The 12,870-nt window shown below is 29.6% G+C and carries 12 protein-coding genes and 1 pseudogene; 3 read left to right on the plus strand and 10 right to left on the minus strand.

The features are described from left to right. Nucleotides 1–18: 18 nt before the first annotated feature. From P2W65_RS25055 to P2W65_RS25100, 10 genes and pseudogenes are all read right to left on the minus strand, one after another. Nucleotides 19–756, minus strand: coding sequence for a WecB/TagA/CpsF family glycosyltransferase (locus tag P2W65_RS25055; RefSeq protein WP_289662494.1), 738 nt, complete (start codon nucleotides 754–756; stop codon nucleotides 19–21). Between the two features lie 41 nt (nucleotides 757–797). After that, a pseudogene (locus P2W65_RS25450) lies at nucleotides 798–1,022 on the minus strand (DapH/DapD/GlmU-related protein); the annotation flags it as partial. Nucleotides 1,023–1,348: 326 nt separating this feature from the next. Beyond that, nucleotides 1,349–2,248, minus strand: coding sequence for a glycosyltransferase family protein (locus P2W65_RS25065; RefSeq protein WP_289662497.1), 900 nt, complete (start codon nucleotides 2,246–2,248; stop codon nucleotides 1,349–1,351). Nucleotide 2,249: 1 nt separating this feature from the next. Continuing rightward, nucleotides 2,250–3,104, minus strand: coding sequence for a glycosyltransferase (locus P2W65_RS25070; RefSeq protein ID WP_289662498.1), 855 nt, complete (start codon nucleotides 3,102–3,104; stop codon nucleotides 2,250–2,252). Then, nucleotides 3,101–4,471 (minus strand): hypothetical protein, encoded by a 1,371-nt coding sequence (locus P2W65_RS25075; RefSeq protein WP_289662500.1) that lies wholly within the window; start codon nucleotides 4,469–4,471, stop codon nucleotides 3,101–3,103. Before P2W65_RS25075 ends, P2W65_RS25070 begins: the two co-directional genes overlap by 4 nt. Further along, nucleotides 4,458–5,021: an acyltransferase gene (locus P2W65_RS25080; RefSeq protein ID WP_289662501.1), complete on the minus strand. Its 564-nt coding sequence runs from the start codon at nucleotides 5,019–5,021 to the stop codon at nucleotides 4,458–4,460. Before P2W65_RS25080 ends, P2W65_RS25075 begins: the two co-directional genes overlap by 14 nt. 71 nt (nucleotides 5,022–5,092) lie before the next feature. Beyond that, nucleotides 5,093–6,457, minus strand: coding sequence for a lipopolysaccharide biosynthesis protein (locus P2W65_RS25085; RefSeq protein WP_289662502.1), 1,365 nt, complete (start codon nucleotides 6,455–6,457; stop codon nucleotides 5,093–5,095). 58 nt (nucleotides 6,458–6,515) lie between these two features. Further along, nucleotides 6,516–7,598, minus strand: a complete 1,083-nt coding sequence (gmd, locus tag P2W65_RS25090) for a GDP-mannose 4,6-dehydratase (RefSeq protein WP_289662504.1) — start codon at nucleotides 7,596–7,598, stop codon at nucleotides 6,516–6,518. Between the two features lie 83 nt (nucleotides 7,599–7,681). Next, nucleotides 7,682–8,632, minus strand: a complete 951-nt coding sequence (locus P2W65_RS25095) for a GDP-L-fucose synthase family protein (RefSeq protein WP_289662505.1) — start codon at nucleotides 8,630–8,632, stop codon at nucleotides 7,682–7,684. Nucleotides 8,633–8,647: 15 nt separating this feature from the next. After that, nucleotides 8,648–9,073 carry an adenylyltransferase/cytidyltransferase family protein gene (locus P2W65_RS25100; RefSeq protein ID WP_289662506.1) on the minus strand — a complete coding sequence of 142 codons (426 nt, stop codon included), beginning with the start codon at nucleotides 9,071–9,073 and terminating at the stop codon, nucleotides 8,648–8,650. 276 nt (nucleotides 9,074–9,349) lie between these two features. On the opposite strand from P2W65_RS25100, the gene P2W65_RS25105 reads away from it, so the two are divergent. From P2W65_RS25105 to P2W65_RS25115, 3 genes are all read left to right on the plus strand, one after another. After that, nucleotides 9,350–10,315, plus strand: a complete 966-nt coding sequence (locus tag P2W65_RS25105; protein WP_289662507.1) for a T9SS C-terminal target domain-containing protein — start codon at nucleotides 9,350–9,352, stop codon at nucleotides 10,313–10,315. A 49-nt stretch (nucleotides 10,316–10,364) separates the two neighbouring features. Further along, the gene (locus P2W65_RS25110; protein ID WP_289662508.1) at nucleotides 10,365–12,227 is read left to right on the plus strand and encodes an ABC-F family ATP-binding cassette domain-containing protein; all 1,863 of its coding nucleotides are present in this window, start codon (nucleotides 10,365–10,367) and stop codon (nucleotides 12,225–12,227) included. 152 nt (nucleotides 12,228–12,379) lie between these two features. Beyond that, on the plus strand, nucleotides 12,380–12,853 hold the full coding sequence (locus tag P2W65_RS25115; protein ID WP_289662509.1) for an FKBP-type peptidyl-prolyl cis-trans isomerase: 474 nt from the start codon (nucleotides 12,380–12,382) through the stop codon (nucleotides 12,851–12,853). Nucleotides 12,854–12,870 lie beyond the last annotated feature (17 nt).

Genomic DNA, 12,870 nt, shown 5'->3' on the forward strand with positions numbered 1-12,870 from the left:
TCTTGCAAAAACTTGTAACTAAAAAGTACTTTTTAGTTTTCTTTTTAATACCAACCAAATAAATATGGGTCCATAATAAAGATACCTCCTCCACATTCTTTTAGGTTCTCTAATTAATCTGGCAAACCATTCTAATCCAAGTTTTATCCAAATTTCATTAGGTCTTATAATTGTTTGAGCATAAAAATCAAAGACGGCACCTATAGAACAAATTATTTTAGCACTCAAAATTTCCTTATGTTCATGTACCCATTTTTCTTGTTTTGGTGCTGTCATTCCAACGAATAATACATCTGGATTAAATGAATTTATTTTTTCAATCATTTGTTGATTTTCAATATCTGAAAATTCATTCTTAAATGGAGGAGAGAAAGTTTCTACTGCAATATCAGGAAACTCAAAAGACAGACGTTGAATAATCTTACTCAGAGTTTCTTTTGAAGAACCTAAATAAAAGCACTTTCCTTTTTTCTTATTCAGATTTTTCAATAAATAGTTATGAAGATCTGCACCAGCAATTTTAGAAATTTTTTTGTTCTTTAATAGTTTTACAGCAAGAACAATTCCAATTCCATCTGGTAAAAGAATATCAGATTCTTGTAAAGCTTTTTTAAATGTTAAATCTTTTTCTGCAATGCAATAAGAATATTGATTAATTGTATTAATTAATAACTTGCCATTTGATTCATTTTCTAATAATTTTGCATTATATAGATCACAATTAATAAATGAATTACTACATATAGTATTATGCATTTTATTCGTAGCTGATTAAGTTTCGCTGATTATTTTTTAAATCATTTATTATTAAAAAAAAATGATTCTTGTAGTATTAAATGATTTTTTAAATCTTCACTAGATTCAAAACGGCATGAAATTTTTTTTGCAGGACAACCTCCATAAATACAATAGGCTTCTACATCTTTAGTTACAACCGAACCTGCTGCTATAATAGCACCATCACCAATTGTAACTCCTTGCAATATTGTAGAACCATATCCAATCCAAACATCGTTTCCAATGTATGTAACTAAATTTAGTCCTTTCCATGAATAATTAAAATCTCTAATAGAAGAAGCTAATCTTACTGGTGTGCCAATTTGTTGATAATTATGGTCAAATTTCCCAACTACAGCAACTCTATTACCGAAAATAACATTATTACCAATAATGCAATCTGTTTCTATAAAAGAATCCCTTCCTATGTAAAAATTTTCACCAATAGACAAAGTAGATTTTGCCCATAATCGTACGCGGACACCTGCATGAAAACCAGATTTAATAGAATATTTTCGATATTTTATTTTAGCGAGATATTGATTCCTAGCTGTTTTAATTAGATTAAATATCATAATCCTAAATAGCTTTCAATTTTAGATTTAAATCGTGAAAAATACCCCATTTTTATTTGAAATCTTTTTTGAGCAATATCAGTTATTTGAGTTTTCGAAGGAAATTGAAAAATTCTTTTTTTTCCATTATCAATAATAGGAATGTATCTGCGATTTGAACCTTTTGTATGCGTTGCGTTTATTCCAAACCCTTCATTAATAATTTTTGATTGCAAAGGGTAAACCGTTAATCCTCCTGATTTGAATTGATTATAAAACCAACGAATTGCCCAAGAATCTAGATTGTTATGCATTTGCTTTTTTAGCATTGCATTTAAATCTGACCCTCCTTTTGAAAATTCTTTCTGATGTTTTTTATTTTTAATAAACTCGTGATAATCTTTTATATCCCAATCTATATTTTCCCATTTATTTTTCCAAGTTGCCCAACCCCAAGACCATCCGCGATTAAGAAAATAAACATCCTCAAAATATTCTGTTTCTATTTTAAGATTAAATGAAAAACCAGAAATTGAAAACACTTTATCTTCATTTTGATAAATTTCTAAAGCTTGATTCATAAAATCTAAAAAATTGTTTGTGCTAATCAAATCATCCTCAAGAACAATAACTGACTCATGAAGTTCTAAAATTTTTGACACTCCACTAATAATTGAAGTTGCCAATCCTTTATTTGTTGGAGACTCATAAATTGTAACAGACTTAAATCCATCTATTGATCTAATATACTCTCTCACTTCTTTTACGATAAGTATATCCACATCCGTTTTTTCTGCATCTGAGAAAATAAATAAATCAGATTTTCTGGCAAGAGGATTTTTTTGAAGTGCTTCGACTGTTTTTTTCAATTCATCAAGACGTTTGTACGTAAATAAAACTATAGGAGCAAGTTCCATACTAAATTATTTTTTTAAACTCCGAACAAAATATCCTAGAATAATCAAATAAAAAATAAATGATATGACAAGCGCTATTTTTCTTTGCCCAATACCACCTCCTTTTTATATTTACAGGAGATTTTTTAGACGTAAAAATATCTCTCCAGTATCTAAAACTTTTGTTTTTATGCAAATTTTTCAAACCAGTAGCATTTACTTCGCTAAATACAATAGATGACGTAGAAACAAACAATGAAAATCCTTTTTTTTTGCACCTTAAAGAAAAATCTTCATCTGCCAGATAATGTGGAAAATAAATTTCATCAAACATACCAAGTAATTCAAAAGCCTTAATAGGATAAAAAGTACCTCTACCAGGCAGAAGGTCACTTTTTATAAGAGTATGGTTTTCTCTTAAATTTTCAAAATTATGTTCTAAAATAACGGCTGGACGATATTTTGCAGTCAATGAATTCCACTTAACTCCAGCAAAAACAACTCTATTTATATCATTTATATCAACAGATATACTTCCTATAATTGATTTATGGTTGTCATCAATTGCATTGATTAGAGTTTCTAAATAATTTTGATTAACTACTAAATCATTATTTAAGGTTAAAACATATTCCGCTTTATTTAATAGAGCATATTTAACACCTAAATTAGTAGCTGCGGTCCACCACATATTTTCATTTCCTTGGAGTACAATTACTTCAGGAAATTTATCCCTTATTTCATTTGCGGTATCATCAGTAGACCCATGATCAACAACTACAATTTTGTATTTAGAATAGGTTTGAAAGCATAAACTTTGCAAACAAGCTTTTGTAAAATTCCATCTATTTAATACAGGAATTATAATAAAAATCATTTCAGGTATATTTTGTAAGGAATTAATAACTTGCAGAATCTATACATTATGTATACATATATCATAACTGTCAAACATCCAAAAAAGACAGTTGCTTGGCCATTAATAAGTAAAATAAAAAGAGCAAATAAAATGGAATTCTGAATTAAATTGAAGTATGAATTTGGATTAATTAACTGTTGGGATATTCTATTTGCAAAAAATGCAATTAGTATCATAATTGGCAAAACTAAAAAACCATACGCAAAATATAGTTCACCCACAATTCCAATTCTAATTCCAAATTTTTCATTGTATAGATTCATAAAAGCCTCTTGACTTCCCATCTTGTACAATTCTTTTTTATTTAAATCAAATATTTCAAGAAAAGTGGAATTTGTAAATGATCCAATTGCACTCCATTCAAAATTATAATTTCTAATTGATTGTGGATTATATACATTAAAACAATGGACATAGTCTTTAAATTCGACACCAAATGGAATATTTTCTACTAAAAGATTTAATGATTCATGTATATCTCCACCAGTCCTTAAAATACTAATCAAAACATAAACTATTCCTACAATTGAAAAGGATAGAATAACAGGTCTGATATTCATCTCTTTAGTTCTGATTGTAATTTTAAATCCATTTTTTTTTAAAATAGTTGCCAAAGGAACCAAACTAAGAATGGACATCAAAAGCACAAATCTTTTTCCATCAACAGAAACAATGAATAAAATAGCCAATAAATAAACACATGAAAAAAGAAACATCTTTTTATATCTAAACATTAAATATGTCAGACAGAAGCTATAGACACTAACAAATTTTAATCCATAGAAAAAACCATAATCATATTCATACATATCATCAACAAAATCCTGCCCCGTTAGGATTGGAATAAATCCTATATTTGTATATATGCTATACATAAGAAGTATCGGATATAGTAACATTAAGTAAATAAAAGGCGTCTTAAAAAAAACATCTAGGTCATTATTAAATTTATTCTTTTTTGACTTCTTCCTTTCAAAAAAAATAATACTTACAACAAAAACTAATAAGCATAAAAGATATAGAAACGAAGCATCATGCACTTTAAGATTCCAAACATTTGTTCTTAACTTAATACTATTAATATTTAAAACACCTAAAAAATAAAAAATAAGCCAAGCTCCAGAAATAATTTTATTGAACAAATTTTTTATCCTTCCTATTAAAAATAAAATAATAAGACAGATTAGAATAACATCTAAAGAAATTATTTGAGCGATATTTCTTGGGTAAACTACTAAAATGAACTCATTAAAAAGTAAAATAAAAATATAAGGAATTAAAATTTTAAAATTAAGACTCTTCAGATTTAAACTACTCCTTGTCATCTAATTCTCTTATAAATTTTGCGGGATTGCCTCCCCAAATCTGGTTTTCAGGAATGTTTTTTGTCACAACTGAACAAGCTCCAACAATTGAGTTTTCTCCAATTGTCACTCCTTTAAGTATTGTTGAATGTGCTCCAATAAAGACATTATTATTTATTATAACAGGTTTAGTCTTTGTTCCTTTAACATCTGTATAGCGATTTCTTCTTTTTTCTGAGTTTAAACTATGAAAATCCGTATCATAAATAACTACATTACCTCCTAAATTTACATTATTACCAATTCGAATACTATCATGACATACAATTGCAGATGAACTCATTCCTACATTATTACCAATTATTAGTTCTCCCTTTTCTCCAACCATAAAACTACATTTATTAAAACGCCCTATTGGGTTTGAAATTTCTCGATTATTCATTTTAAAATTTGTACCAATTACAATTCTTCCGCCAAGAGCAATATAAACTTTAGGAATCCCATTAGTTTTAAACTTATTAAATTTAACTCCATTAGTGTATAGAATAAAGTAGCTAAATACTTTATCCAATATTCTAAGAAAACTATATTTAATTTTTCTTAAAAACTTAAAAAAAAGAGTAATTATTAATTGAAGCGAATTCATAAATTCCAGATTCCCTTTACATTTTGAGAAACTATTTTATTAAATTGAATAGTAGAAATAATAACACTTGGAATAATACAAGTTATAGTTCCAAGAATAATTCCAACTGGCCCAATATTAAGATATTTTGCAAAGAAAATAGAAACAGGAAGATTCAAAACACTCATGAATATAGTTTGATATAATTGTAATCTTACCTTCCCAATTCCATTTATAAAATAATTAAAAGGTGTTAAATATATTATCAAACAAGTATAGATACACATTGATAAACTCATAAAAAATGACACATCAGCCTCTTTACCTAACCATATTTTATATAAAAACTCTGAACAGAGCAGTATTATTATTGAAAACATACAGAAAATGATTGTGAACTTTTTCAAATTTTTCATAGCATCTTTTATCCATATGTAATCACTTTTAAAGTATGCTTCTGTAAAAGTTGACCAATATGGTGTAACTATAATTGCAAATATCATTGTTGAAATACTAAACAACTTCAATGCTAAGTTATATGGAACAACTTCTTTAGGCGAAAATAGTTGAGAAATAATTATATTATCAGTTGTTGTAACAATTATCCAAGCCATTTGTATGAAAAAAAAACTAAACCCCAATCCAAAAATATCCTTTAAATAATCCTTTTTCCATAAAGAAAATGAAGGTTTATAATCTTTATAAATATTTTTAAAGGCAAAAATATTTAGTCCTAACAATATCAAAACTGGTAAAACTGAAAAAATAATTCCAAATAAAAACAAAGAACTTTCAGTTGTTTGTATCATAAACCAAATTGCTATTAAGGATACTAATGAAGTATAAAAATTAATTTTACCCTGCATCGAATGATTTTGATCTGCTGTGTAAATAGTTGTAATTAATTTGCCTACTAAACTCATGCAAAATAAGGCAAACATAATTGGCATAAGTAAACCAAGCTGTTTTTCCAAATTTTCATTGGTATTAAAAACTTTTGACCAATCAATAAAACAATTTAAAAGAAAAAAAAATGGAATTAGAATAAAACAAATAGTGCCAATCGTAAAATAAGCAGAGCTTATGTAACCTTTTGCTAGTATCAAATCTCCTTTTGCTTTTGCCTCGGCAAATTTATTCCTTAAACCATTTCCTAAACCAATATCAAAAAAAGAAAACCAAGCAATAAAAGAACTTAATGTAAGCCAAACTCCATAATTATCTGTATCTAAAAACTTAATAGTTAATGGAACCATCAAAAATGAGCAAATTATGCTTCCTCCTTTATAAAGAAAAGAAATAATTACATGTTTGACAATATTCTTTGTCCTGTTACTATTAATACCAATCTCTTTATACAATTTCTTTATTAGTTGCTTCAATTTTTATATTTCATTAAATTAATTCAAAGTCATGAACATTCTTTTTTTTAATTAGTATTTAATACAATTTCAAATCGCAATCAACCATTTCTTTTACTAACTCAGTCAAATCATATCTTGGCTTCCAACCAAGTTTTGTTTTTGACTTTGTTGGATCTCCAATCAAAAGATCTACTTCAGTAGGACGATAATATTCAGGATCTACACGTACTACAACTTTTCCAATTTCTAATTGATATAAAGGATTATTACAAACAGTAACTTTAGCTATTTCATTTTCATTTTCGCCTTCGAAAACCAATTCTACTCCAATTTCTGAAAATGCCATAATAACAAAATCTCTAATATAAGTAGTTACACCTGTAGCAATTACATAGTCTTCTGCAACATCTTGCTGTAAAATTCTCCACATCGCTTCGACATAATCTTTAGCATGTCCCCAATCTCTTTGAGAATTAAGATTCCCTAAATAAAGACAATCTTGCTTTCCCTTTGCGATGGCAGCCGTTGCCATTGTAATTTTGCGTGTCACAAAAGTTTCACCGCGTCTTGGAGATTCATGATTAAATAGTATACCATTACAAGCAAACATATTATAAGCTTCGCGATAATTCTTTGTTATCCAAAAGCCATAAATTTTAGCTGCGCCATATGGAGAACGCGGGTAAAATGGAGAGTTCTCATCATACAGTCCTCCTTCATTTTTATTTTCTGCCAAACCTCCATATAATTCTGAAGTCGAAGCTTGATAAATTCTAGTCTTTTTCTCTAAACCTAGTATTCTTATTGCCTCTAAAATTCTCAATGTACCTATTCCATCAACATTTGCAACATATTCTGGAGAGTCAAATGACACTTTAACATGAGACATCGCACCTAAATTATAAATCTCATCTGGTTGCACTTCCTGAATAATTCTAATAATATTTGTAGAATCAGTCAAATCTCCGTAATGTAATTTAAAATTAACATGTGCCTCATGCTGATCTTGATAGAGATGATCAATTCTTTGTGTATTAAAAGATGATGCACGTCTTTTAATACCATGCACCTGATATCCTTTTTCTAATAATAATTCCGCCAAGTATGATCCGTCCTGTCCTGTGATTCCTGTTATGAGTGCAACTTTTTGTATGTCCATGGATGACATTTTATATTTTTTATATTATTTTATTATCCTTAAAAGAACTTCCATCACCCAAAAGTCCTCTCTAGTTTTTTTAGCTATAATTTAACTTGTTTGAAACTATCTATATTTTGTAGAAACCATTCGTAAGTTTTTTCAATTCCTGCATAAAGTTCTATTTGATGTTTCCATCCCAATTGATGCATTTTTGAAACATCCAATAGTTTTCTAGGTGTCCCATCTGGTTTAGAACTATCCCAAATAATTTCTCCTTTGTGGCCTGTAATTTTTTGAATGATCTCTGCTAGTTCTTTAATTGTTACATCACTACCTGTTCCTACGTTATACAGATAATCAGTCAATTTATTTTCTATTGCAAAAACTACCGCTTTGGCCATATCATCAACAAATAGAAACTCACGCATTGGTGTTCCTGTACCCCAAAGCACAACACGAGCATTATCGTTTTCTTTTGCTTCATGAAATTTTCTAATCATTGCAGGCAAAACATGCGAGGTAGTTAAATCGAAATTATCATTTGTACCATACAAATTTGTGGGCATAAGGCTGACATAATTCTTACCAAACTGCTTTCTAATAGCTTGGCATGCCTTTACGCCTGTAATTTTTGCAATAGCATACCATTCATTCGTTGGTTCAAGTATACCTGTTAGTAAATAATCTTCTTTTAAAGGTTGTGACGCTAGTTTAGGATAGATACATGAACTACCTAAAAAGATGAATTTCTCTACATTATTTTTTAATGCACAATCAATTAAATTATTTTGAATCTGCATATTCTCCATTATAAATTGATATGGATAATTATTATTTGCTAAAATTCCCCCAACTCTCGCAGCAGCATCAATTATAATATCAGGTTGCTTTTCCGCTATAAAATTTTGAACATCTTGCTGGTTTCTTAAATCTAAATCTTTGCTGGAAGCTCCAATTAAATTCGTAAATCCGCTTTCAGTTAATATTCTCCAAATTGCGCTACCAACCATTCCATTATGGCCAGCAATATAAATTCTAGTTTCTTTTTTCATCAATTAAAAAACAATTTACTTCACCCTAGCCAACTCCCTAACCGCCACTTCCTTCCTAAGTCCACTGCTAGAAAAACGATGGTCACGTATATTAAAATAAAGTTCGATTCCTTTTTTCTCGCAATAGGCTCTTCCTGTAAAGTTTTGATCTTTGTATTCATCACCTAGTATACGAATATCTATTTTAAAGGATCGAAGAATATCATCAAGGTCTTGTTCAGTTGAATAGGGAACAATTTCATCTACAAACTTGCATCCTTTAAGCTGAATGTATCTTTCAACGACAGTTTGAGTTGGACTGTTTTTTTCTGGACGATCTAATGTTGGATCAATTTGCAAGCCTGCAATTAAATAATCGCATTGACTTTTAGCTTCTTCCAACATTTTTATATGACCTGCATGCAGTAGATCGAACGCACTAAATGTTATTCCTATTTTCATTCTATAAATTATTATCTTGCAATAAGCAGGACACTAAGTCCTGGCACAGCTTCGCTTCTCCAAGTCACATATTAGAGCTTAGAGAATGTTATTAAAAAACTAAAAATCAAACTAATACAAAACAAAATCAGTGATTTGCTTTTTAATTATCGCGCAAAAGTAAATCATCGAATTACCTAAAAAAAGCCAAAAAGAAAGAAATGTCTTATTTTATTACAAAAAAAACTTATAGGTTTTACTACAATTATGAGGTTACAAATTTAAATTTGCGAAATAATGAAGGTGCTTAGAATTGTTTTCATACTAATAATCAATCAATTACATAGTCAAGTTTCTGGCTGTACAGATGCTTTAGCCAAAAATTACAATCCAAAAGCGACCAAAAATGATGGAAGTTGTTTTTATCAAAACCTAAAAATAAAATCTCAATATTCTAAAAAATTGAGTGATTCTATTAAAGAAACTTCAGGATTAATTGATTTTAGTAATCTCATTTGGACACACAATGACGATCATGATAAAACTATTTATGGCCTAGATTCTTTAGGCATAATTAAAAAGAAAATTATACTTAAGAATGCTACCAATCATGATTGGGAAGAAATTTCGCAAGACAGTTCGCATATTTATATTGGTGATTTTGGAAATAATTACTCCGGAAACCGAACAAATCTGCAAATACTTAAAATTGAAAAAAACTCGTTTTTAGCTGAAATACCAAAAATCGAAATCATTTCATTTACATACTCGGATCAAAACGATTTTACGCCTTTAAAACCGAATAAAACAAATTTTGACTGTGAATCTTTTATAGTTTCTAAAGACAGCATTTATTTGTTCACTAAACAGTGGAAATCCTCTAAAACCAATATTTATTCCCTGCCAAACCAAGCAGGAAATCATATTGCAACATACAAATCAACTTTAGACACAAAAGGTTTAGTGACTGGTGCAACCTATCTCGAAAATAAAAACCTAATTGTTTTATGTGGTTATACTAAACTCGGAAAACCATTTTTATACTTGCTGTATGATTTTAAAAATCAGGATTTCTTGTCTGGAAACAAAAGACGAATCAGCTTAAAACTTCCTTTTCATCAAATTGAAGGAATTGCAACAAAAGATGGCTTACATTATTATTTGACTAATGAAGCTCTTATACGCAAACCTGTGATAAATATCGAACAGCAACTACATTATTTAGATTTGAGTTCAGTGCTTGGCTCGTATCTCCATAAATAATTCGCAAATCGTAAGATAATAGTTTACTTTTGCAAAAAATTTTATTCTTGTGAATTACTTATCTGTAGAAAATATATCAAAGTCATTTGGCGAAAGAGTCCTTTTTGACAACATTTCTTTTGGAATTAACAAAGACCAAAAAATTGCTTTTATTGCCAAAAATGGTTCTGGAAAAACAACCATTATGAGCATCATAAATGGATTGGATGAACCTGATACAGGACAAGTAGTTTTGAGAAAAGGCATTAGAATGGCATTCCTTTCTCAAGATAATAATCTTCAGGACGAACTCACTATTGAGGAAAGCATTTTCGCATCAGACAATGAAACTTTAAAAATTATTGAAGCTTACGAAAAAGCTTTAGAAAATCCGAACGATGAAGAAGCTTACCAAAAAGCTTTTGATGGAATGGATCAGCATAATGCTTGGGATTTTGAAACGCAGTACAAGCAAATTCTATTCAAGTTAAAGCTGGAAGATTTTAAACTTAAAGTTAAAAACCTTTCAGGAGGACAGAAAAAACGTCTTTCTCTGGCTATCATATTAATCAATCGTCCTGATTTATTGATTTTAGATGAGCCAACCAACCATTTAGATCTTGAAATGATCGAATGGCTGGAAAGTTATTTTGCAAAAGAAAATATTACCTTATTTATGGTAACGCACGACCGTTTCTTTTTGGAGCGTGTCTGTAATGAAATCATTGAATTAGACAACGGAAAATTATACCAATACAAAGGAAATTATTCTTATTATTTGGAGAAAAAAGAAGAAAGAATTACTTCTGAAAACGCTAGTGTCGACAAAGCAAAAAACTTATTTGTAAAAGAATTAGAATGGATGCGCCGTCAGCCAAAGGCGAGAACTACAAAATCGAAATCGCGTCAAGATGACTTTTATGTAATTAAGGAAAAGGCGCAAAGCCGACGAAAAGAAAACAAAATCGAGCTTGAAATTAATATGGAAAGAATGGGAAGCAAAATTATTGAGCTTCACAAACTTTCTAAAAAATTCAAGGATAAAGTTATTCTAGACAACTTTAGTTTTGATTTTCAGCGTGGTGAACGAATCGGAATTATTGGTAAAAACGGAACTGGGAAATCGACTTTCTTAAATCTGTTGACAGGAACTATTCCGCCAGACAGCGGACGTGTTGTAAAAGGTGATACTATTAAAGTTGGTTATTATACACAATCTGGAATCAATCCGAAACCGGGACAGCGTGTTATTGATATTATTAAAGAATATGGTGAGTATATTCCTTTAGCGAAAGGAAAAATTATTTCGGCTTCGCAATTACTTGAACGTTTTCTTTTTGATGCCAAAAAACAATATGATTATGTTGAGAAATTAAGCGGTGGTGAATTAAAACGTTTGTATTTGTGTACCGTTTTGATTCAGAATCCGAATTTTTTAATTCTTGATGAGCCAACAAACGATTTAGATATTGTGACTTTGAATGTTCTGGAAAGTTTTCTTTTAGATTATCCAGGCTGTTTATTAGTGGTTTCTCACGACCGTTATTTTATGGATAAAATTGTCGATCATTTATTTGTTTTTAGAGGAGAAGGCGAAATCGAAAATTTCCCAGGAAACTATTCAGATTTCAGAGCTTATGAAGACAGTGCTGATGTTGCCCAAAAAGAAGAAAACAAAGCCGAAAAGAAAGACTGGAAACAAAATAATCCAACTGGAAACTTAAGTTTCAACGAACAGAAAGAGTATCAGAAAATAGAAAGAGAAATAAAGGATTTAGAAATCGAAAAGACTAAAATCGAACAATTATTCTCTGATGGAAAAGTAGCCGACGCAGACATTGAGAAAAAAGCAAATGAACTTCAGAATATAATCAACAAAATTGATGCAAAAGAAGAACGTTGGTTTGAACTTTCTGCTAAAATTGAAGGGTAATTATTTTGTTTCAAGTTTCAAGTTTCAGGTTTCAAGTTTCAGGTTTCAGGTTTTGCTGAAATTGTTCAAAAAAAACTGAAAACTGGGATCGTGACTGAGACTAAAAACTAATTTTTCTATATTTACCGATATTAAAAAAACAAAACACCTCAATGAAAAAATTATTATTTGCATTATTTAGTTTAACCTTATTTATTTCTTGTGTAAATTCAGAAAAAGACACACCAATTGAACCAGCAAAGGATTACACCGCACAAAACGAGCAAGAAATTAAAGATTATATTACTAAAAATAATTTAACAGCACAACGAACAGATTCTGGTTTGTATTATATTATTGATGAACCTGGAACGGGAAAACAGCCTACTGCAACATCATCTGTTACTGTTGCCTACACTGGCTCATTTACTAGTGGAAAAACTTTTGATCAAAGCAGCAGTGCAGGAATCACTTTTCCTTTAAACCAAGTAATCCAAGGATGGACAGAAGGAATTCCATTGTTTAAAGAAGGTGGCAAAGGCACCTTACTAATACCAGCTCATCTAGGATATGGAAGCTATGACAGACAAGGCATTCCAGCTGGTTCTGTACTTATTTTTGATGTAAAATTGATCAAAGTAAATTAATTCCCTTCTAAGTTTTT

Source organism: Flavobacterium panacagri (genome assembly GCF_030378165.1).
Taxonomy (GTDB): Bacteria; Bacteroidota; Bacteroidia; order Flavobacteriales; family Flavobacteriaceae; genus Flavobacterium; species Flavobacterium panacagri.